At 40.0% G+C, this 21,891-nt stretch carries 23 protein-coding genes and 1 riboswitch; of the genes, 14 read left to right on the forward strand and 9 right to left on the reverse strand.

Features of this window, described 5'->3' with window-relative positions; all coding sequences use genetic code 11:
- Genes B2906_RS16875 through B2906_RS16885 form a run of 3 tightly spaced genes read left to right on the forward strand, consistent with a single transcriptional unit; the run spans position 1 to position 2,333 of the window.
- Positions 1-633 carry an ABC transporter ATP-binding protein gene (locus tag B2906_RS16875; RefSeq protein WP_219958157.1) on the forward strand — a complete coding sequence of 211 codons (633 nt, stop codon included), beginning with the start codon at positions 1-3 and terminating at the stop codon, positions 631-633.
- The gene (locus tag B2906_RS16880) at positions 630-1,868 is read left to right on the forward strand and encodes an ABC transporter permease (RefSeq protein ID WP_286941913.1); all 1,239 of its coding nucleotides are present in this window, start codon (positions 630-632) and stop codon (positions 1,866-1,868) included. The genes B2906_RS16875 and B2906_RS16880 overlap by 4 nt, the downstream gene beginning before the upstream one ends.
- 24 nt (positions 1,869-1,892) lie before the next feature.
- Positions 1,893-2,333: a hypothetical protein gene (locus B2906_RS16885; protein ID WP_091655071.1), complete on the forward strand. Its 441-nt coding sequence runs from the start codon at positions 1,893-1,895 to the stop codon at positions 2,331-2,333.
- A gap of 37 nt (positions 2,334-2,370) precedes the next feature.
- On the opposite strand, the gene B2906_RS16890 is transcribed toward B2906_RS16885, so the two are convergent.
- Positions 2,371-3,192, reverse strand: a complete 822-nt coding sequence (locus tag B2906_RS16890; RefSeq protein WP_219958159.1) for an aminotransferase class IV — start codon at positions 3,190-3,192, stop codon at positions 2,371-2,373.
- A 122-nt stretch (positions 3,193-3,314) separates the two neighbouring features.
- Between B2906_RS16890 and B2906_RS16895 the strand changes: the two genes are divergently transcribed.
- Entirely contained in the window at positions 3,315-3,731 is a 417-nt protein-coding gene (locus B2906_RS16895) for a hypothetical protein (protein WP_219958160.1), read from the forward strand.
- Here B2906_RS16895 and B2906_RS16900 read toward each other — a convergent pair.
- Genes B2906_RS16900 through B2906_RS16910 form a run of 3 tightly spaced genes read right to left on the reverse strand, consistent with a single transcriptional unit; the run spans position 3,728 to position 5,352 of the window.
- Positions 3,728-4,177: a c-type cytochrome gene (locus B2906_RS16900; RefSeq protein ID WP_219958161.1), complete on the reverse strand. Its 450-nt coding sequence runs from the start codon at positions 4,175-4,177 to the stop codon at positions 3,728-3,730. The two genes, B2906_RS16895 and B2906_RS16900, sit on opposite strands and share 4 nt — an antisense overlap.
- Positions 4,174-4,809, reverse strand: coding sequence for an SCO family protein (locus tag B2906_RS16905; RefSeq protein WP_219958162.1), 636 nt, complete (start codon positions 4,807-4,809; stop codon positions 4,174-4,176). Before B2906_RS16905 ends, B2906_RS16900 begins: the two co-directional genes overlap by 4 nt.
- A 6-nt stretch (positions 4,810-4,815) precedes the next feature.
- The gene (locus tag B2906_RS16910) at positions 4,816-5,352 is read right to left on the reverse strand and encodes a CopD family protein (protein WP_219958163.1); all 537 of its coding nucleotides are present in this window, start codon (positions 5,350-5,352) and stop codon (positions 4,816-4,818) included.
- A gap of 52 nt (positions 5,353-5,404) precedes the next feature.
- Between B2906_RS16910 and B2906_RS16915 the strand changes: the two genes are divergently transcribed.
- Positions 5,405-5,812, forward strand: a complete 408-nt coding sequence (locus B2906_RS16915; RefSeq protein WP_219958164.1) for a hypothetical protein — start codon at positions 5,405-5,407, stop codon at positions 5,810-5,812.
- Positions 5,809-6,795, forward strand: a complete 987-nt coding sequence (gene meaB / locus B2906_RS16920; RefSeq protein ID WP_286941918.1) for a methylmalonyl Co-A mutase-associated GTPase MeaB — start codon at positions 5,809-5,811, stop codon at positions 6,793-6,795. The genes B2906_RS16915 and meaB overlap by 4 nt, the downstream gene beginning before the upstream one ends.
- Positions 6,796-6,824: 29 nt before the next feature.
- Here meaB and B2906_RS16925 read toward each other — a convergent pair whose 3' ends face one another.
- Both B2906_RS16925 and B2906_RS16930 read right to left on the reverse strand, forming a co-directional pair.
- Positions 6,825-7,877 carry a DUF5074 domain-containing protein gene (locus B2906_RS16925; protein ID WP_286941921.1) on the reverse strand — a complete coding sequence of 351 codons (1,053 nt, stop codon included), beginning with the start codon at positions 7,875-7,877 and terminating at the stop codon, positions 6,825-6,827.
- Positions 7,874-9,724 (reverse strand): TonB-dependent receptor, encoded by a 1,851-nt coding sequence (locus tag B2906_RS16930; RefSeq protein ID WP_286941923.1) that lies wholly within the window; start codon positions 9,722-9,724, stop codon positions 7,874-7,876. Before B2906_RS16930 ends, B2906_RS16925 begins: the two co-directional genes overlap by 4 nt.
- A gap of 119 nt (positions 9,725-9,843) precedes the next feature.
- A riboswitch (cobalamin riboswitch) is annotated at positions 9,844-10,071 on the reverse strand.
- Positions 10,072-10,166: 95 nt separating this feature from the next.
- Here B2906_RS16930 and B2906_RS16935 point away from each other — a divergent pair.
- The 8 genes from B2906_RS16935 to B2906_RS16970 all read left to right on the forward strand — a co-directional run bounded on the left by B2906_RS16935 (position 10,167) and on the right by B2906_RS16970 (position 16,256).
- Positions 10,167-11,309 (forward strand): ABC transporter substrate-binding protein, encoded by a 1,143-nt coding sequence (locus tag B2906_RS16935; RefSeq protein ID WP_286941925.1) that lies wholly within the window; start codon positions 10,167-10,169, stop codon positions 11,307-11,309.
- Entirely contained in the window at positions 11,299-12,324 is a 1,026-nt protein-coding gene (locus B2906_RS16940) for an iron ABC transporter permease (protein ID WP_286941927.1), read from the forward strand. Before B2906_RS16935 ends, B2906_RS16940 begins: the two co-directional genes overlap by 11 nt.
- 1 nt (position 12,325) lies before the next feature.
- Positions 12,326-13,303: an ABC transporter ATP-binding protein gene (locus B2906_RS16945; protein WP_286941929.1), complete on the forward strand. Its 978-nt coding sequence runs from the start codon at positions 12,326-12,328 to the stop codon at positions 13,301-13,303.
- Positions 13,304-13,382: 79 nt separating this feature from the next.
- Positions 13,383-13,832, forward strand: a complete 450-nt coding sequence (locus B2906_RS16950) for a MarR family winged helix-turn-helix transcriptional regulator (protein WP_091655083.1) — start codon at positions 13,383-13,385, stop codon at positions 13,830-13,832.
- 72 nt (positions 13,833-13,904) lie between these two features.
- Entirely contained in the window at positions 13,905-14,909 is a 1,005-nt protein-coding gene (locus B2906_RS16955) for an NAD(P)/FAD-dependent oxidoreductase (protein WP_286941931.1), read from the forward strand.
- 15 nt (positions 14,910-14,924) lie between these two features.
- Positions 14,925-15,248: a 2Fe-2S iron-sulfur cluster-binding protein gene (locus B2906_RS16960; protein WP_091655085.1), complete on the forward strand. Its 324-nt coding sequence runs from the start codon at positions 14,925-14,927 to the stop codon at positions 15,246-15,248.
- A gap of 94 nt (positions 15,249-15,342) precedes the next feature.
- A complete protein-coding gene (locus B2906_RS16965; RefSeq protein ID WP_144604116.1) occupies positions 15,343-15,783 on the forward strand; it encodes an SgcJ/EcaC family oxidoreductase in 441 nt (146 codons plus the stop codon).
- Between the two features lie 89 nt (positions 15,784-15,872).
- Complete coding sequence (locus B2906_RS16970; RefSeq protein WP_144604115.1) at positions 15,873-16,256, forward strand: hypothetical protein; 384 nt, start codon at positions 15,873-15,875, stop codon at positions 16,254-16,256.
- Here B2906_RS16970 and B2906_RS16975 read toward each other — a convergent pair.
- From B2906_RS16975 to B2906_RS16985, 3 genes are all read right to left on the reverse strand, one after another.
- Positions 16,253-18,133 (reverse strand): DUF389 domain-containing protein, encoded by a 1,881-nt coding sequence (locus B2906_RS16975; RefSeq protein WP_286941935.1) that lies wholly within the window; start codon positions 18,131-18,133, stop codon positions 16,253-16,255. The genes B2906_RS16970 and B2906_RS16975 overlap by 4 nt on opposite strands.
- A gap of 77 nt (positions 18,134-18,210) precedes the next feature.
- Positions 18,211-20,325, reverse strand: coding sequence for a methylmalonyl-CoA mutase (scpA, locus tag B2906_RS16980; RefSeq protein WP_286941937.1), 2,115 nt, complete (start codon positions 20,323-20,325; stop codon positions 18,211-18,213).
- Positions 20,322-21,713 (reverse strand): methylmalonyl-CoA mutase family protein, encoded by a 1,392-nt coding sequence (locus B2906_RS16985; protein ID WP_286941939.1) that lies wholly within the window; start codon positions 21,711-21,713, stop codon positions 20,322-20,324. Before B2906_RS16985 ends, scpA begins: the two co-directional genes overlap by 4 nt.
- Positions 21,714-21,891 lie beyond the last annotated feature (178 nt).

Here is a 21,891-nt window from a genome sequence, read left to right on the forward strand (position 1 = left end):
ATGTTGATTTCAACCGAAAACATTCAATATTCCCATCCTGGTCAAGCTCCTCTTTCTTTTCCTGACATTCATTTAAAATCAAATGAAGCTCTCCTGGTTCTTGGTAAATCAGGAAGTGGAAAAACAACTTTACTAAATATTTTGGGTGGTTTGCTAAAGCCTCACAGCGGAAGTGTAAGCATTGATGGCGTGGCTCTGAGCTCCCTAGAAGGCTCAAATCTAGATCTTTTTAGAGGTAAAAATATCGGTATTGTATTTCAAAAACCTCACTTGTTAGCTCCCTTGACAGTGGAGGAAAATCTTCAAATGGCTCATTATTTTTCAAAGAAAAAGGGTCAGGAAATCAATCGCTTATTGGATGAGTTGGGCATTGGAGAAAAATCCAAGTCTAGAGTTCAAAACCTGAGCGAGGGAGAAGCACAAAGAGTTTCCATTGCAAGAGCATTGGTGAATTCTCCCAAGTTGATTTTGGCAGATGAACCTACCTCAAGCTTGGATGATGAGAACACTTTTAAAGTTTTGAACCTTTTGCAAACTCAAGCAAAAAAAATAGGAGCAGCTTTAATTATAGTGACTCACGATCAACGGGTTAAAGATCATATTCCTCAATTTATTGAAGTCAAAGGCGCATGAATTTATTTCGATTAAGTTGGAAGTATTTGACATTCAGGCCTCTTTCCACTGGATTGAATGTGATTTTATTGGCATTGGGCCTTGCAATTATTACTGTTTTACTGCTCGTTCAGGACCAGTTTGAAAATAAAATGACCAAGGATGCAGAAGGCATAGACCTAGTGGTCGGTGCTAAAGGCAGTCCACTTCAGCTCATTTTATCTGGGGTTTATCATATAGATTTTCCGACAGGGAATATTCCTTTGGAAGAAGCTAAAAAGCTATCAAGAAGTCGCTTGATTAAAAATATCATCCCCCTTGCCCTTGGAGACAATTATAAAGGCTATCGAATAGTAGGAACCAATCATGATTATCTCGGTCTTTTTGAAGCTCAGTTTGATCAGGGAAAAGTTTGGGAACAGCCGTATGAGGTGGTAGTAGGTGCTACTGTTGCCTTAAGGGAGGGGCTCAAAGTTGGGGATACATTTGAGAGCAGCCATGGGATCAGCGTTGGTAGTCATGATCATGAGCATGACTATCAAGTTACAGGGATTCTTGCTCCCAGTGGAAATGTCATCGATAGATTGGTTTTGACCTCCATAGAAACGGTCTGGTATACCCATGAAGAAGAGACTGAGTCAGAAGATGAAAACGATCATGCCCAGCTTCATCAAGAAGTTTCGAAAACCGGCTTTCCTGAAGGGGATGAAGCAAAGGAGGTCACTTCTCTCTTGATTCAATACAGAAGCCCAATGGCAGCTGTTCAATTGCCTAGAATGATCAATTCAGGTACTTCTATGCAAGCCGCTTCTCCTACTTTTGAAATGGCTAGGTTATTTGAGTTGCTGGGTATAGGTGTAAGTTTACTTCAAGGCTTGGCTTTTGTCTTAATTGGTATTTCGGGTTTAGGAATTTTCATAGCGCTTTATAATTCCTTGAAAGAAAGAAAATACGACTTGGCCATACTAAGAGCCATCGGAGCCTCCAGAGGGCAATTGGTATTTTTGATTTTCTTGGAAGGAATCATGCTTACCAGTATTGGAGCTTTAGTTGGGATTCTTTTAGGCCATAGCTTTTTAGCCGTAATTATTTCACAGAATGAACAGGGAGTTGCTGCCTCGCTTGATGCTTGGATTTTCTTGAAAGGAGAACTTTGGATACTGGTTTATGCGTTAGGGGTAGGTATTCTGGCCTCTCTTATTCCTGCGTGGTCAGCTTATCAAACAAGTATTGCAAAACAATTGGCAAAGTCATAACTAGCAGCAGAATTAATTAAACCCATGAAATATTTCAAAACCACCCTATTGACAGGATTGCTTTCTTTAGGTTTCGCAGCTTTCACTTACGCGCAAAGCCCAAATGTATGGAAGAGCCTTTCGGAAGTTACCTATAAAATCAGTGAAGACAACTTTGGGGAGCTTTACGTTCCAGTATTCTCTGATAAAGTGAAGCAGCTGGAAGGAAAAGTAGTGGAGGCGGATGGTTACATTATTCCTTTCGAGGGAATGTTCAAACCAGAGCATATTATTTTATCCAGTTTACCACTTGCTGAATGCTTTTTTTGTGGTTCTGGTGGACCGGAAACGGTCATGGAGGTAATGCTGAAAACACCTATCAAATACACCTCAAAAAGAGTGAAGGTAAGAGGTAAGTTGACTCTCAATTCCAAGGATCCTGAGAAGTTGATGTATATTTTGAAGGATGCTACCTTGGTAGATTAGAAAAAGAAGGAGCCCCGAAAATTTCAGGGCTTTTGTATTAATAGCAGAGTTCTTTCTCCAATTCTTTAAATTTTTCCAGCAAACTCACGGAAATCGGTCCGGGTTTACCATTCCCTATAGTTCTATCATCAATTTGTGTTACCGGTAATAGAACTTTGGTGGTACTACAGATAAAAGCCTCATCTGCGTCCCATACTTCCTGCAAACTGATAGGTCGTATGGTGACCTGACCTGCTATTTTGATTAAATTTTTCCGGGTAATTCCAAGAAGAATATGCTCACTTGGAGTGATTAGCTCACCATCCTTCACAATAAAGAAATTGCTTCTGGAGCTTTCACTGATAAACCCATTCATGTGATATAATACATCCTCGGCACCTTGCTTTTTCCACTGAGCCGAATGCCACACTGCAAGTGCATAGTTGGTGGTTTTAATATCAGCTATTGGACGGACATATTCTAAGGTCAAAAGCTTAACTCCCTTTTCATATTTCTCTTCAGATGGGAAAATTAAGGACTCTGCAAAAATGAATAGTTTGCCATCAGCAGGAGAAAAGTGGTTGTCCGAAATTCCACCGCTCAAAACCATTCTCAATCCGCCCTGCTCCAAATCATTCTTTTCGATTAATTGCCCGATAATTTGACGGAGTTCTTCTCTTGAATAATCTAAAGGAAGAAAGGTCTTTTCTGCAGAAGCAGTAAACCTATCCAAGTAATCCTCCAAAAACAGACCTTGATGATTGACTGTTCTGAAGAAATCAAAAATTCCATATCCCCTGATTAATCCCAAGTCCATTGGATGGATACTTGCAGTTTGAGTATCTATGATTTTTCCGTCAGCGAAGCAAAATGGTTTCATATTTTTTCATTAAGCTCTAAAATTAAGCAACCTATTTTAATATTTTTGCTCTTTGATAATTTCATTTTAATAAGATTAAAAAAAGAAAAAATAGTAACTTTACTCAAATTTTAATCAACTCCATGAACAGATTTATTCCTTTTTTGATTATTGTTATCTTTTTTGTTTCCTGTGGTTCAAGCTTAGAGGAGGAAAACTCAGAAATGAGAGCTAAAGTGATTGCCGTTCACGATGAAGTCATGCCTATGATGGGTAAGCTGAAGTCCCTCGAAAAGCGGGCTATCAGCGAGGCTTCTGAATTAGAAGCTGAAAGTTCCTCGGATTCTCTAAAAATTCAGGAATTAAAAGCCTTGGCTTATGACCTTGAGCAAGCCTATGAAGCCATGTTTGTTTGGATGAGGCAATATGATAATGAGAACGGTGAACGAAGCCCAGAAGAGGTGAAAGCTTATTTGGAAGAACAAATGGAAAAAGTGAAAGTGGTGAATGAAAAAATTACCACTGCTCTGAACAAAGCTGAGAAAACACTTAAAGACTAAAGGTTTTCAGGCTTTTCAGAAAGAAATTTCTCCACATCTTTTGAGCTGATTACTCCTTCCTTATTTCCCCAGATATTGTATAAATAAGTACTGATTTGGGAGATCTCTAAAGCTGTGAGCTGGGGATTAGCAGGCATTGCTTGATTATACGCTTCTCCATTGACAATGATTTCCCCCTTTTGACCATTTTTCATAATCCAGACACTTCTATGAATACTTTCTTTGAAGTAATCTGATTCATTCAAAGGAGGAATAAGTTTCCCCAGCCCTTTACCATCCTTCTGATGACAATTTGCACAGTAATTTTCATAAAGTGCTTTCCCATTTACGGCATATTTCATCACATCTGGATTAGAAATTTGAGCCAGTGTGTTATCCTTATCGGATGATTTGGGAGAGCAGGCAAAAGTGGCTAAAAAAAGAAAACCTAATAGAAACCTTTTCATGACCCCAGCAATTTTGGAATATCCTTGATCAGGTTATCCACCTGGTCCGATTTGGTACCGTCATAGACGCCTCTGATATGGCCTTCCTGATCTATCAATACAAAAGCTCCACTATGTAGAAAGCCTCCCGGTTCATTCTGATCTTCCATTGCAGTTGTCAGATAACTTGTCTGGCCGATTTCATAGATTTTTTGAGGTTCTCCCGTAAGGAAATTCCAAGTTTTTGCATTCTCAATCCCTAGTTTTTCCGCATAATCTTTCAGAACCTGCTGAGTATCATAAGTAGGATCAATAGAGTGACTCAAAATCTTAAAATTAGGATTGTCTCCAAATGCCTCGTGAACGCGGAGCATCTCTTTTTTCATGATGGGGCAAATAGTAGGGCAGCTAGTGAAGAAAAAATCTGCTACATAGACCTTGCCTTTGACATCTTGATTGGAAATTGTATCCCCTTCCTGATTTATAAAAGCAAACTCAGCAATTTGATGGTAAACAGTATCTCCAGCATCATCGACATGCCAATTTCCCAATTTCGGTAATACTTCCTGTGAACTTTCTTCACTGGCAGGTTTACACTGCCAAAATATCCAGACGCTAACTAAAGCCAGTATTCCAATTCCTTTAATCTTCATGGGTGATTAAGATTTTGATCTATATTTTTTATAAAGCCTGATTCCCAACATGAGCAGAATCCCAAGACCTATTAGCCCTGCAATTCCCCAAACCATACTGAGGGTATTTTTTAATACTATCAGGAATACTATTGCAAAAAGCAACAGGGTAGAGGCTTCATTCCAAAGTCTTAACTGAGTAGAGCTCCATCGGGTTCGTCCTGCTTGAATTTCTTTGAAAAGTTTATGGCACCCCAAATGATAAGCGTAGAGCAAAACCACAAAACCCAATTTGGCATGCATGAATCCAAGTTCAAGGTAGCCCATTCTGTAAGTTAAAACCCAAGTGCCAAAAATCAGGGTTAAAATGGCAGAAGGCCAAGTGATAATGTACCACAGCCTGGAAGCCATTAAATCCAATTGAGGTTTTAAGATTTCCCGTTCTGCTTCAGGGCGATCCATGGCTTCTGTCTGGTAGATAAAAAGCCGAACGATATAAAAAAGTCCTGCAAACCAGGTGACTACAAAAATGATGTGAAGTGCTTTGATATATTCGAAACCCATTGTCAGAATTTTCGGCTAAATTAAGGCCTAATCCTTTTAACCCCTAAAGTTTTTGAAAAGTACTCGAATTCTATACCTTTTGTTAAGTCTGTCTGTTTTGGCTTTGGTAGTATATATTTTAAAAGAAAGCTTCACTCAGCCCGGATTGGATCGATTTGAGGGGAAATACGAAGAACTTGGCTTTTATAGAAATGAAAATAATACTGGCCCGGTGCTGAGAATTTATGCGATAAAAGTTTTAAACGAGGAAGGCGACTGGATGAGAGAGTTCGCCGAAATGCAGCCACATACCAAATATGGAAAAACACTGGTTTACTTTTTCTCCCCGGAAGCTCCCTCAAAAATTGAACTTACTCCTAAGTATCCCTATTTTCAAGCAAATTTAGAACCTTTGGTTTTAGCCAGCTTTGAAAAAAGTCCCATGGGCCAAAGTAAATTCCAAGAAGGTTTTTCACAATGAGAAAAAGAAAGTCCTTAACTGAGTTTAAAAAAGGTGTTTTAGCTGGTGATAGAGTAGTTCTCTCCCAAGCAATCACTCTCGTGGAAAGCAATTTGGAAACTGATTCCAAACTTGCAGGAGATTTGGTTCAAGAGCTATTACCCTACGCTGGTAATTCTATTCGGGTGGGAATTACAGGTGTCCCGGGTGTAGGGAAGAGCACGTTCATTGAGTCATTTGGAAAAATGCTCGTTGATAAAGGAAAAAAGGTGGCAGTACTTGCCGTGGATCCAAGTAGCCAAAAAACCAAAGGAAGCATTCTTGGAGATAAAACCAGGATGGAAAAACTAGCTTCAGATAAAAGAGCTTTCATCAGGCCTAGTCCATCAGGGAGTACTTTAGGCGGGGTAAGTTCCAAAACCCGTGAAGCCATGCTGATATGTGAAGCGGCGGGCTTTGATGTGATTTTGGTCGAAACTGTTGGAGTAGGACAATCAGAAATTGCCGTGAAAGGCATGGTTGACTTCTTTCTCCTTTTGATGCTTTCAGGAGCAGGAGATGAGCTCCAAGGGATTAAAAAAGGGATCATGGAAATGGCTGATGGGATGCTAATCAATAAAGCAGACGGAGATAACCTGCAACCTGCGAAAAAGGCTAAAGCTACCTATCAAAACGCTTTACACTTATTTCCATTGGGAGAGAATAATTGGTCTCCTCAGGTTCTGATAGGGTCCTCTATTTCTGGTATGGGTTTGCCAGAATGTTGGCAAATGATTGAAGATTTTCAGAGTAAAATGTTGGGTAATGGATTTTGGGAGAAAAATCGGGCCGAGCAAAGACTCAAATGGCTGGATGATAGTATTCAGGCATTGCTGGGCCGAGCATTTTACATGCATACTGCTATTCAGAAAAAATTGAACGAAGGAAAAAAACAGGTATTGGAAGGTGAGCTAAACCCAATGAATCTTGCTAGAGAATTAACCTCTCATTTTTTGAAAAAATAAAGCCCCGAATTTTTTCGGGGCCAAATCATTTATTTCATCATAAAGCCAGAAGGGCCTCTTCCTACGTCAAAAGTTCTAACAGTGTTTCCTGATTTATCAAGCACAGTTATAGTGCCATTTCCTTGAAATCCATTAGCATTTGCCACATAAATCTCCTCTTTTGAGGAATCAATTCCAATTCCATAGAAGCCTGAACCTTCATACCATTTTGGCTGTAGGCTTGTTCCAAAAAGAGGCAAAACCCCAATTCCGTCCTCGTAGTTTGGCCATCCCGAACTGGTCAATATATATAATGTATTAGAATTGCTCAGAGCGATTTTTCCGGTAGCATTGGCAATTGGATACCAATTACTGGTAGCCAGAGTGAAGTTATCCAAATGGAAAGTATAAATAACTACCTCATCTGCTTTGGATGAAAACAGATAAATCTTGCCATCAATTTCAAAAAACTGTGATGGGTTTCCTTCTACTTCAATGCTTTTAACCAATTCCTCTTTTTCAGCATCAATCACCTCTACTTTTCCTTCTTCAGAACCCGCAACTAAAATGAATTTCCCGAAGGAAATCAAATCTTCAGGTTTCCTGGAAACGGCGATCTTTTTGGAAACAGTTCCGCCTAAAGTATTTCTAACTACGGCGATGTATGAGCTGGGAGTATTGAAATTAGCATCATAAGGTCCATAATCAGAGATAAAGAGTTTGCCAGAATTGACAGTCAAGGACCTAGGTTGATCCAAACCTGATGTCACTGCTCCCAAACTTTTGAAATCTCCGGGATTGACTATTTCCACCTTGCCGGTGTTGGCAATCAGATACATTTTATCATCTTCATTGACCATATCTTCCAATAATCCAGCAAATGGTCGTCCATTGGCTGCTTCGAAAATATCAGGCTTCAATTCATTGGTGCTTGGGTTTAAGTGGTATACTTCTCCATCATTGCTTCCAAAAGAACCTTCATTCATAATCAAGATTCCTCTGTCATATTCCCCAAGAGGTCTTTCAGGGTCATTTCCTATACAGGAAAAAAGGATGAGTAGACTGACAAATACTTGTCCTAATTGCAGTAGTTTAGTTTTCATAGTTGAAAGGATATAGTAAAATGGATAGATCTTCCAGGCATGGGTCTCAAATAGATAACCTGGTATTGTGTGTTTAATAAATTTTGGATTCTGACTTGTAGAGGAATTTGAATTTTAGAAATACTAAAACCGGTATAGGATATTCCCAGATCTGCTAAGAAGAATGGGGAAAGTGTTCTAGGATTGTCAGCTGTGATTTTTCGCTCTCCTGTGTAATTTGTTTGAGCCTGAATGGAGAATCTTTGAACTTGAGCCTGTAATGATAGTCCGGCTTGATGTCTTGGGGTGTAAGGGAGTTGCTTCCCCAATGAAGGATCATTTTGAGATATCCCAACCAAAGAGACTGCCCGGTTCAAACTATATTGCCATTGTGAAATCCAATCGACTGCTCCAGTTTTGAACTTCATTGAACCCTGATATTCTACTCCATCAGATCTCACTTTTCTGATATTTTGCGGTGACCAAAAGGAACCTTGAGGCAACCAAATGATCCAATTATCTACATTCATGCTATAGAAAGTCAGACTTTGAGAAAATGAATTCTTTTTCCAATGAAGACCTGATTCCACATTCCAGCTATTTTCTGGTAATAATTCCGGGTTGCCTCCAGGTGACCAAAATCTGTCATTTAATGTGGGAACTTTGAAGCCTCTTCCTGCCGAGATTTTCAACTCCAGACTTTGATTTTTTTGTTCTAAAAAAGTCCAATCTAAACCAGCCCCCGGAATAAGCGGAACAAGCTGGTCTCCATATCCCAACTGACGTAGGTTTAAGGATAAACTCAGTCTGTTTGTAGGACTGTACTTTGCTGATTGGAATATTTCCAATCGCTCATCCGTAGCAGCATAGGTACTGAGATCTCCCTTGACTAGAGTGATTCTTGCTCCTGAGTGATAAGAAAGTTGCTCTGTTGGGAAGTAGTCCCAAGTTCCTCCCAAGATGAATTGGGATGTATTGTTCTCAATTTCGTTAAAAATGAGCTCCTCCCGAACCAATCCAGATTGGAATGATAGAGTACTTTTTTTCTTGAAAACCTCATAATTCATGGACCATCTCAAAGCTTGGTCCTCTTGAAAATCCTGAGTAGAAGATCCCATGGGAGGCTGGATTTCCCTTTCAGCTTGATGAAGCCAAATGGAGGTTTTCAGTGATTTATTGTCGGAGATTCTCCAATTCAGATCAGCTACAATCCCCTTTTGAATCACTTGGGCATGATCCTGCTCTTGTATTGGAGTACCGGGCAGGGCTAGATTTCGGAATGGGTATTTATTGGCTGCAAATTGATGATAGATTTTACTTTGCAGGGCCAATTTTTTGCCTGAAATACTTCCTTTGACATTGGTTTGATAATTTCCGAAACTGGAAAATTCCTGAGAAAGTAAGAGGCTAGACTTTTCCTGAAATCCAGCTTGGGACTTCAGGTTTACACTGCCGCCGATTGCTTCATTTCCCAGAAGAGCACCGGATGAACCAAATTGTAAGCTTGCCTGATCAATGGCAAATACGGGTAACAATGAAAAATCACTTTGTCCGAGAGAAGGACTATTGAGGGGGATTCCGTTCCAAAAAACCGCGGTATGTCCAGCCGAACTCCCTCTAAAAGATGGGGAAGCCAACATGCCAGGCCCATAAGAGCGGATAAAAACCGGACTTTGGTCAGCAAGGAGATCAGCCAAGCTCCTGCTTTGGTAAGCTTCTAAGTCTTTTTGGCTCCACTTAATTGACTTCTGACCCTGCCCGAATCGCTCATAGGCAGGGGATATCACTTCAATTTCTTGAAGCCCAACTGTATCGATTTTTTGGATATCAGATCCAAAAAATGTGAATGCCCACACTAATAAAATCATGCCTAATCGAATCAAAGGTTGAATTCGATCCGGGCTTGAAGAGAAATGGGAAGAAATGAAATAAGAGGGTACACTAAACCCAGTAATTGCATGTCTTCTTCGCTTTTCCTCCGAAAGCACAGAATCAACAGAATCAGGCAGGTCTCCTGGCTTGTCTGACTTTCACTGGCCTTCTCAAACCAAAAAAAATGGTTCAATGGCTTTGCTTAGCGAAAGCTTTTCAAATTTCTGAGTAAATCAGAAAAGCGCAGACTTACAGTTGCGGGGACAGCTTCGGTATTTCACCGAATTCCCTATTAATCCCTGATCTAAGTTTTAGATCGGGAACCTGTTTCTGATGCAAACATAGAATCATTTCGAATCTGAAAAAAGCAGTTTGAAAACATTTTTTGTAAAGCGACTGATCTTATCCTTACTTTGAACTTTCAAAAATCAGATTCAGGTGAAGCGAATTCTTTTCTGTAAAATTTTTATTCTATTGATTGTCAGTGCTCTGTCCTGTCAAAAAAAGCAGAGAGATCAGGTTTTTTCAACTGAAAAAATTAGCCTTTCTTATGCACAGGGGTTTGAAATTGAAAAAGGGGATGGCTTTTGGGTTCTTACAGTAACTCAACCATGGACCGGCGCAGAAGAGGATTTTACCTACTTAGTACTTGAAGAAAATCAAACTCCTCCAGAAGGTGAATTTGATGGGTTTATTAAATTACCCACCCAACATATTGTCTTGACATCGACAACCCAGATTCCTCATTTGGATCTTTTGGGGCAAACCTCCAAACTCAGAGCCTTCCCTAATCTGGATTTGATTTCATCCCTCAAAGTATGGGAAAGAATTGAGCAGGGGGAAGTACAAGACTTGGGTTCAGCTCCTTCCGCCAATATTGAGTTGATCTTGGATTTAAACCCGGATTGGGTGATGATATCCACTTTGGGAGAGGATTTGAAAAGTTTACAACTGCTAAAAAACGCAGGGATCCCTGCTCCGATTAATGGGGAGTATGTAGAGCAGCATCCCTTGGGAAGGGCTGAATGGATCAAATTTACAGGAGTATTACTGGGTGATTATCAGAAATCTTTGGAAGTATTTGAGGCTATTGAGAAGGATTATCTAGAGTCTCTGGAATTGGTGAAAGAAATCGAAACTAACAAGCCAACTGTGCTTTCCGGAGTGTTGTATCAAGATATTTGGTATGCTCCCGGGGCGGATAGTTGGGGAGCCAAAATTCTTGAAAATGCAGGGGGAGAGTATATATTTAGGGAAAAGACCGGAACTGGAAGTTTGCAATTGAATTATGAATACGTACTGGATCAAGCCTTGAATTCTGATTTCTGGATAGGTTCTGCAGATTTTTCTAACTTGGAAGAAATGGGTAGTAATGAGCCCCGATATCGGTCTTTTGCTGCATTTCAGAAAAGGAATGTCTTTACCTATACGGGTAAAAAGGGGCCTAAAGGAGGATTAGAATACTTTGAATTAGGCTATATGCGGCCAGATTGGGTTTTGAAGGATATTATCAAAATCCTTCATCCGGAATTGCTTCCAGATTACGAACTTTATTTCTATACCAGATTGGATGAGAAGTAGCCGAAACAGTTTTCTTTTAATTGTATCAGTAGTTGTATTAGTACTGAGCCTTTTTCTGAATATTAGTTTGGGTTCTGTTACTATTTCTACTGGAGAATTATTGGACGGTCTTTTTTTTAACAAGTGGGAGAGGGCATCTTTTGAACAAATTATTTTGAATTATCGCTTTCCGAAGGCGATTGTCGCTGTTTTAGCGGGTATAGGCCTCAGTATTTCCGGGCTTCAAATGCAAACTTTTTTTAGGAATCCATTGGCAGGTCCTTATGTTTTGGGAATAAGTTCCGGGGCAGGTTTTGGGGTAGCCATTTTGATTTTGGCAGGATCAATTTTTGGTTTTGCTTCCACTGCCATCAGTCCTTGGGCCACTGCTTTGGCAGGGACATTGGGAGCTGGGTTGATTTTAGCACTAGTAAGTTTAGTAGCTTGGAGAGTCAAGGATAGCATGACTTTATTAATTGTTGGGATCATGTTCGGAGCAGCGGTTTCTGCTATCATCTCTGTTTTGGCGTTTTTTTCCGGAGCCGAGGCATTGAAACTTTATACCATCTGGTCTTTGGGTAGCTTAGGTGGATTAGGTTGGAATCAGGTTGGTCTCTTGTCATTTGTGGTGTTTCTGGGTTTGATTCCGGTGATATTTTCTATCCGATCTTTCAATGCATCTCTTTTGGGAGAATCTTATGCAGAAAGTATGGGAGTTAATCCAAATAGATTGCGTTGGTTGATGATTGGCAGTACGGGATTACTCGCTGGGGCAATTACGGCTTTTTGCGGTCCTATTGCCTTTGTCGGGATTGCGGTGCCGCATTTGGCCAGGATAGTTTGGAAAACTTCCGATCACAGGATATTATTCCCGGCTTCAGGTATTTGTGGGGCTATTTTATTATTGCTCTGCGATGCGGTAGGTCAGCTTCCCGGATCTGCTCAAAGCTTGCCAATCAATGCTGTAACTTCCTTGATTGGGGCTCCTTTGGTGATAGGCTTGGTTCTTCGAAAAAACTTCAGCAAAGAGTTCTGATATGAGAAGAGAAGTAATTGTTGGTGCTAATTTGTCTTTGGGTTACCAATCCGGTAAATCCCGTAAAGAAGTGTTGCAAGGAATAAACTTTAAGCTTTTTTCCGGAGAACTCACCTGTTTATTGGGCCCTAATGGGGTGGGTAAGTCAACCTTGATCAAAGCGATTATGGGAAGACTTCCCGTTTGGGAAGGAACATTGACTGTTCAAGGCAAATCGATTAATCAATTTACTCAGAAAGAACTCGCAAAGAATCTAGCAGTTGTTTTGACGGAGCCTTTTATTCCGGGGAATATGACCGTTACTCAACTCGTCAGCTTGGGCAGAACTCCTTATCTGAACTGGTCTGGATATTTATCAGATTTGGATAAAAAGGCAGTTTACAAGGCTATTGAGGATACGAAAATAGCATATATCCAACATGAGAGGCTTTCTGATCTGTCTGATGGGCAGCGCCAAAAGGCTTTTATAGCTAGAGCCCTAGCTCAAGATGCTCCGATCATGGTTTTGGACGAACCCACAGCGCATTTAGATTTAGTAAATCGCTACGAAATCATGCAATTGCTCCGTGAGATATCGCTTCAAAAGGGAAAGTGTGTCTTGGTGATTACGCATGATTTGGATATTGCTTTAGAGAGTTCTGATCAGATTTGGTTGATGAATTGTGGAGAGGATCTGGTAAAAGGACTCCCTGAAGACATGGTGATTTCCGGAAATATTAATCATCTTTTTCCTCAGGAAAAATTTGAGTTTAATACCCAGCGGGGAAGAGTTGAAATCAAAAACCAGCCTGGAGATTTTGATATTGAAGGCCCTCTGGAATTGATTTTTTGGCTGAAAAAGGCCTTGACAAAAGCAGGAATATATCAAGTGAATGGACCGATTAGGATTAAAAATGAGCCTTTATTTATTTTTCATAAAGGTAAAGAGTACGGTTCTATAGAGTCCTTTATCGGCGGTTTAAGGATTGGGAATAAGTAAGTTATTATCCCTATAGAAAAAGTAGAGAATTGTATTTCTGAATCACTTTTTTTATATATTTGTCACACTAATTATTTGTATGACACAAGAGCAATTCGCAAAATATTCCTTCCTACTTGACCGTACAGCACGAAAGGTCAAGCAGTACGCTCAGCAGCAGTTTAAACAGGGAGATTTTGATGTGACTGTCGATCAATGGTTAGTTTTGAAAAATTTATCGGAACATGGCTTATTGAGTCAGACTGAGCTTGCGAATTTGGTGTTCAAAGATCATCCTACTTTGACTCGAATTATCGATTTGCTTTGCAAGAAAGGGTATGTTGAGCGAATCCCCCATCCTCAGGATAGAAGGAGTTTTCAGCTTCATCTGACGGATTCTGGGGTGGCTAAAGTGACTTCGCTGAGACCAAAAATTCTGGAGATTAGAGAAAAGGCTTGGGAAAATCTAAACGAGAATGATTTTGACGAGTTTAAGAGAATTCTGAATACAATCTATCAGAATTTGGATGGTCAGGTGATGGAAGAATAATAATTAGTGTACTAATAGTAATTATACGAACAATTTGAATTTAAAGGGGTTTTCCCATAAAGTTTATACAAGATGATTCATACTGATATTTGCATCATAGGAGCTGGACCAGTCGGTTTATTCGCAGTATTTGAGGCAGGATTGCTCAAAATGCGATGTCATTTGATTGACGCCCTACCACAAGTAGGTGGTCAATTGTCCGAAATTTATCCTCAGAAACCTATCTATGATATCCCGGGATATCCTGAAGTTAAAGCTCAGGAGCTTGTGGATAACCTGATGGAACAGATCAAGCCATTCTCTCCAACTTTCACTTTGGGAGAAAGAGTTGACCACTTGGATAAGCAGGAAGACGGGAGCTTTGTGGTGACTACCAGCGATAAAACGCATATTCACGCAAAAGTGATTGTGATTGCGGGTGGTTTGGGTTGCTTCGAACCAAGAAAGCCTGTTTTGGAGAATTTGGATGCATTTGAAGGAAAGGGAATCACTTATATGGTGAAAAATCCAGAAACCTTCCGTGATAAAAAAGTGGTCCTTGCTGGTGGAGGAGACTCTGCTTTAGATTGGACTATTTTCCTGTCAAATGTTGCAGAGAAAGTAACCTTGGTTCACAGAAATGAAACCTTCAGAGGTGCACCTGATTCTGCTGCGAAAGTATTCGACCTAGCCAATCAGGGTAAAATTGATTTGATCCTTTCGGCTAATTTGAAAGAAGTTGGAGGAAACGGAAAGTTGAACTCAGTGACTTTGGAGGACAAATCCAAAGCTGAAATAAAAATCGACACAGATTATCTTATCCCTCTTTTTGGATTAAGTCCGAAATTGGGTCCAATCGCAGATTGGGGATTATCTATAGATAAGAATGCCATCGAGGTAGACACAAGAGATTATTCTACTGGGGTGGAAAGAATATATGCAATTGGAGATATTAATACCTATCCGGGTAAATTGAAGTTGATCCTTTGCGGATTCCACGAGGCTGCTATTATGATGCATTCTGCCTTTAAATATGTTTATCCTGATCAAAAATTGAGCTTTAAATACACTACAGTCAATGGTGTAAACTCATTTTAATGCTACTTTTGCGTCATGGTAAATTTCATTGTAGAAGATAACGACGGTAATCGTCAGCCTGTCGAAGCTCCAGATGACATGGGTTTCAGCCTGATGGAAATTCTAAAAGCATCTGATTATCCTGTATTGGCAACCTGTGGGGGTATGGCTCTTTGTGCTACCTGTCATGTTGAAATTTTGGAAGGAAAAGATGGCTTGGGAGATGCAACTGATGCAGAACTTGACCAGTTGGAAAACCTGCCTGAATATTTCCCAACTTCCAGGCTTGCATGTCAAATTAGAATTTCTGACGTCTTGGAAGGAGCCGTAATTAAGCTCAGAGGAGAAGACGTCGTCTAGAATATTTATACTCAACTATTCGAAACCACTCAGTAATGGGTGGTTTTTTTTTATTAAATTTTTCGGATATTGACTAAAGATAAATCGAAATGATATGAGATTTCTTCTTCTATTCTTCCTTTTGCTCCCTGGATTTGGTTTTTCTCAAATTACAGATGAACAGAAAATAAATTCTGTGGCAATCAATCAAGTCATCAATGATTATAAAAAGGCAAGAGAAACTGGGGATTCGGTTTTATTAAAATCCATTTTCACAGAAGATATTGATCAATTGGTGTCCAGTGGTGAATGGCGCAATGGGGCAACTGAAGCAATTTCAGGGATGGTAAAAAGTTCGGTGAATAACCCTGGATCTCGAGTTTTGAAAGTTGAAAAGATTAAGTTTTTGTCCAGCGAAGTGGCAATGGTAGATGCCAGGTATCTTATAGATCAAGCGGACGGAACTCAAAGGAAGCTCTGGAGTAGCTTTATATTGGTTAAGAAGAAGGGGAAATGGCTGATTTCAGCTATTAGAAATATGGACCCAAGGGATTGATCTGAAATTTTCTTTCAAAAATTTTTCAAGAGTTGATGTATCATTTTTTTCAGCGGCTTCGTATTAAAGTTAGTTTTTAAGCACTATTTATGAAAAGGTATTTCGTCATCCTATCGGTTTTAATTTTATCCTCTTGCCAGCTTTTTGAATCTGAAAACAGAGTTTATACGCTGGAGGAATTGGAATTGCTTTATGCTGAAATCAAGCAGACGGCAGAGTCCGAAACCTGTAATAATTCAAATGATTGGGGGTATGTTGCCCTGGGGAGTAAACCATGCGGCGGGCCATGGGAATATATTGCTTATTCGAAGAAAATTAACGTGGATGATTTTTTGAAGAAGGTCAAGCAATACAATCATTTGCAGGCTGAAGACAATAAAAAGAATAATCGGTTCTCTGATTGTATGTTTGTAGGAGAACCAAAGGGAGTACGTTGCGAGAATGGTAAGCCTATTTTGATATACCAGAATTAATCAAAAAGCTTAACTCCGAGTGTTAATTCTAATTCAATAGGCTGTTGGATTTTTTCTTCTATTTCTTCTTTGATCTCTTTAAAATCCTGATTGCTTAATTCATGGTCAGAAAGAATAGTCACAGAAAGACGTAAAGGACTGAGGCCTATGACTTTTACATCCCTGAGTAAACCATGTGGAATTTCTTTTCCACTCAATTGTTGAATTAATTGATTTTCCCGGACCATTTCTCTGAAGCTCAGCACTAATGGTGCGGTCACCAAAATTAAAATCCCCACACTGATCAAAATTCCTTTCTTAGCTAGGCGGAATGGACTAAATCCAAGAAGCATGAATGTCAATGCTGCAGCCATTACTATCCCGGCTAAGTTCGTTCCGAGTAACAGGGATGCTCCCCAGAACACATTCCAGTTTCCCCATCCCAGTCCAATTCCAGCTACGGCTAAAGGGGGTACCAATGCTACAGAAATTGCAACACCTGCCAAAGTTTTGGCTATTTCCTCTTTGGAGTGAGCATATGCTCCTGCTATTCCTGAAGCCACAGCAATCCCCAAATCCAATAAATTGGGACGAATTCGGGCTAATATCTCAGAATTCATAGTTTTGAGCGGAGTAAGCCAAGTGATAAATACCGCAAAAATGATCCCCAACACCACTCCCCAAAATATGGTGATCAGGCTATTTTTGATGAGAATTCCATCTTGTCTCAAAGCGCCCATTGCCAAGGAAATAATGGGTCCCATCAAGGGTGCCAAGATCATAGCTCCGATTACCACCGGACCTGAATTTCCGAAAAGTCCAAAAGTTGCGATCATGGTGGACAAGGCCATGAGTACCAGATAAGTGGAGGAGGTTTGAGAATTTTTTTTTAATAAAGTGAATAGCTCCTTGAACTCTTCAGAAGTTGCATGCCTTACCCAAGGAAGGTAGCCTTTTGTGAGTTCCGTCCGTAATTTTCCCATAGGTAAAGAAGAAACATTCAGCTCCTTCTTCTTTTCTTCCTTTTCTTTGCTTGAATCAAAATCAGAAAATATCCTTACTTTGTTTTTAGAAATTCCCAATTCCAGTTTTTGGGATTTATTCTCTTGACCATCCGAAGCGAAAGTAAACTCTTCCTCACTTTCTATAGTCATTTTTTCAGTGGAGATATAGCTCAAAAAGTCTGGGATTGCACTTCCTTTAATTGGGAAAAAGAGGTTTTGAAGACCAAACCGAATGATTGAAAAAAGGCTTTTTGGGGCCAAAATAATTACATGCATCAAGGCTTCATTCAATCCTGAATCTTTGATGACTCGTTTGAAAATCAGATTGCTCTCACAATGCGAAACTGCCAAGATGCCCATGGCAGCAATCTCAATGGTTTTTTCTTCTTCTTTTCCGTAGGTGATTTTATGACTTTTCAATTTTACTCTTCTGAAAAGTTTTAGAAACCTTCGAAATCGTTCTTTTAGGTTTTGAAAAAAGTTATTTTCAAAAGAATCATACAAGATGCTAAGGGATTCTCCGATGACCAGGGAATTCATACACAACTCCCCGTTGATTTCAAGTAAATCAAATACCTCTACTTCCTCTGCTTCAAGAAAGTGGTTAAATGCTTTTTCTTTGGAAGATGCCACTCCCAAAGATTTGGCGATTAGGATGAGTTCAGGATGGGGGAGAAAAGCTATGGATGGACTATTTTCGTTTGCCTCTTCGATAATCTTTTTGCTTTGCTCATCACTGACCCAAAACAAAATGTTATCCTTTGAAGAATAGTCTTGAAGATTAAATTGATCAAATGAAAGTTTGGATTGAGGTTGAACTTCCAGTTTCTCAAAAAAGGAATTTTGATCTTCCTCAGGAAGATTTTGATCAAAAACTAATACGAAATCCCGCATACTTAAAAATAGCTATTGTTTAGCTGAATACTAGTAGATACTCTAAAAAACAACAGCCCTCCGAGGAGGGCTGCTTATTATTCTTCCAAAAGTTTTTCGAGAATTTTTATCGCAGCTTCAGAAAGCACTGTTCCCGGGCCAAAAACTGCCGAAACTCCCTGATCGAAAAGGAATTGATAATCTTTAGCAGGAATGACTCCACCGGCTACCACCATAATGTCTGGTCTGCCAAATTTTTTTAAAGCCTCTATCAATTGGGGAATCAGAGTCTTATGTCCTGCGGCCAGAGAAGAAGCACCGACAATATGCACATCATTTTCTATGGCTTGTTCCGCCACTTCCTCTGGTGTTTGAAATAATGGTCCTATGTCGACATCAAACCCTAAATCAGCAAAGCCTGTAGCGATGACTTTTGCACCTCGATCATGTCCATCCTGCCCCATTTTGGCTACCATGATTCTTGGTCGCCGTCCTTCTAGTTCTGCAAATTGATCGGAAAGGGCAGTTGCTTTTTTAAATGATTCCTGATTTTTCACTTCTGCTGCATAAACACCGGTGATAGATTTGGTTTGGGCCTGATGCCTTCCGAATACTTTCTCCATAGCCATGGAAATTTCCCCTAAAGTCGCTCTTTTTCTCGCCGCATCCACTGCTAGAGCCAAGAGATTTCCCTTTCCGCTTTGCGCAGCTTCCGTGATAGCCTCTAATGCACTTTTGACTTCAGATTGATTTCGTGTGGACTTTATCTGATTGATTCGTTGAATTTGAGATTCTCTTACGGATTGATTGTCTACTTCTAAAAGTTCAATTTCTGATTTCTCGTCTATCTGATATCGGTTTACTCCTACAATGATATCTTTTCCACTATCTATTCTAGCTTGCTTTTTGGCAGCAGCTTCTTCTATTCTAAGTTTTGGTAATCCTGCCTCAATAGCTTTTGCCATACCACCCAAGCCTTCTACCTCTTCGATCAGCGTCCAGGCTCTTTCCACCAGTTGATCAGTCAGATATTCCACATAGTAGGAGCCGCCCCAAGGATCTACTACATCTGTGACTCCAGTTTCTTCCTGTAAAACCAATTGTGTATTTCTGGCTATTCTTGCTGAGAAATCAGTGGGTAAGGCAATGGCTTCATCCAGCGAGTTGGTGTGTAAAGATTGAGTATGCCCCATAACTGCACCCAAGGCTTCTACTGCTGTCCTTGTGACATTATTGAAAGGATCTTGCTCTGTCAAGGACCATCCGGAGGTTTGGCAGTGTGTTCTCAGAGCAAGTGATTTTTCATTTTTGGGATTAAACTGCTTTACAATTTTAGCCCAGAGTAATCTGCCTGCTCTCATTTTGGCAATTTCCATGAAATAATTCATTCCAATTGCCCAGAAAAATGAAAGCCTTGGTGCGAAATCATCAATGTCCAAACCTGCCTTTACTCCAGTTCGCAGGTATTCCAGTCCATCCGCCAGAGTGTAGGCCAGTTCCAAATCGGCAGTTGCGCCAGCCTCCTGCATATGATAACCTGAGATCGAAATGGAGTTGAATCGAGGCATTTTCTGAGAGGTAAACTCAAAAATGTCCGCGATGATTTTCATGCTAGGCTGGGGAGGGTAGATATAGGTGTTTCTTACCATGAACTCTTTCAAAATGTCATTTTGAATGGTTCCGCTTAATTTTTCAGGAGAAACTCCCTGTTCTTCCGCCGCGACAATGTAAAATGCCATGATTGGAACCACAGCTCCGTTCATCGTCATGGAAACTGACATTTGATCCAAAGGGATTTGATCAAAAAGTATTTTCATGTCCTCGACTGAGTCAATTGCAACCCCAGCTTTCCCGACATCTCCAACTACTCTGGGATGGTCAGAATCATAGCCTCTATGGGTAGCTAAATCAAAGGCCACTGACAGGCCTTTCTGACCAGCTGCTAAATTTCTTCTATAAAAAGCATTGGATTCCTCTGCTGTGGAGAATCCGGCATATTGTCTAATAGTCCAAGGACGCATTACATACATTGTACTGTAAGGTCCCCTGAGATAAGGAGGGATTCCAGCTACAAAGTGTACATGAGCCAATTTAAGAGTTGCCGGATCGAAAGAAGGAGGAACCTGAATTTGTTCGGGAGAATCCCATAAATTCTCCAACAAGGTATCATTAGCTACAGAGGGCTTTTTCCAAGAGTTAAAATCTGGTCTCATGAGTGATTTTGGGTTTCTAATAAAGCTGTTGCTCTTGATTCAGTTAATTCACTTTCCTCCTCTGAAAAATCCTTTGAAGAAAGGTTGTCGATGAGTTTTCCCTGAGCTTTGAATTTGTTGGCTCCGATTTTCGAAATCTCTGAATTCTCAACAGCTTTTTGGGTTTTCAGTCGCTGAGCTCGAATTTGTTGGTGGATTTTTCTTCCTTCAAAAGCTTTCTCCCAACCGCCTTCATTTTCCAATTCGGCGATTTTGTTTTGAACAGCATTTTCTATTTGTTCTTGAAGCTTTTCCAGATAGTAAGTGCCAGCTGATGGGTCCATTACCTTATCCAAATAACTTTCTTCTTTCAAGATTGATGAGATGTTTCTAGCTACCCTTTTTTCTAAGTTACTTGCATCGTTCCCTTGGATGGGTCTGACCCAAATACAATTGCAGCCGCCCAATATCCCGGACATTGCTTCATAGCTGTCTCTGATTAGGTTGGTGTTTTTATCAATCAGGGATTTACTCCAAGTGGAAGTAGACACCAAAAGCTGAAGATTCGATGGATTTGACTCGACCCCAAATTTCGCCCCAATCATCGCCCAAATCTTTCTTAGGGCTTTCAATTTTGCGATTTCAGGAAAATGGTCTCCGGCTACTGAGGAGTGAATTACAATTCTTGAAAAGATATCTTGAAGTGTACTTTTCTCATCTGAAATAGAGCTTATCAATTCAATCAATTCGCCAAAACCAAAGCTTAGTTCCTGAATTCCTGTCCCGCCGCTATTTCTATATCTGGCAAAATTCAGAACTAGTGGAGAAAAGTTAGGGTACTTTTTCCATTTGTTAAACTCAGCTTCGAAATATTGAACAGAATCTGATAAATTCAGATTTGTACCGAATACTTCATCAAAGGGAGAATTCAAGAAGCCTCCATGAAGCATTGTTTCTGTTTTAGAAATAAATTGAAAAAATGAGTCTCTTACCTTCCGTGGATTTTTCTCAGGAAGAATATAAAGTGTGATATATGGAAGCAGGACATCCTTTAATATCTTCTCCCAGTCTTCATTTCCTGAAGCATGGATGATTAATGCATCAGCGCCATTTTGAAGTACTTCTAAAATCTCTTTGTTGGACAATCGAGAGTCCGAAGGATAAATGGAAACAGCATTAGACCATAGCCTTGGACTAAGTCCGGGAATCTCAGAAGGAGGGTGGAAAGTCATTGGTTGAGGATTGAAGTCCAAATCCTCCGAATGATAAATAGGTTGCTGTAGGATTTCTCCCCACACCTTTTTTACCAGGGTTTTTTCAAAATCTTTTCCTTTGAGATCCTGATGGATTTGTTCTAGCCAATCATTTTTACTTTTGACCGGAAATGGATAAAAATCAGGGCGTATCATATTTGGGTTTTGTATTGTAATGAGAAAGGCCTTTGCCTTAATCTTGGTTTTCAAAAATAATTAAATGTGAGGGTAAACCCTAAAACCATAAAATAGATTGACTATCTAAATATAAGTTGTTGAATATCAGGGAGACTTTGTCAGGAATATGGCTATTTGAACCAACGGAGATACTTTT

It is taken from the genome of Algoriphagus sp. UBA3586 (genome assembly GCF_002376385.1).
Classification (GTDB): domain Bacteria; phylum Bacteroidota; class Bacteroidia; order Cytophagales; family Cyclobacteriaceae; genus Algoriphagus; species Algoriphagus ornithinivorans.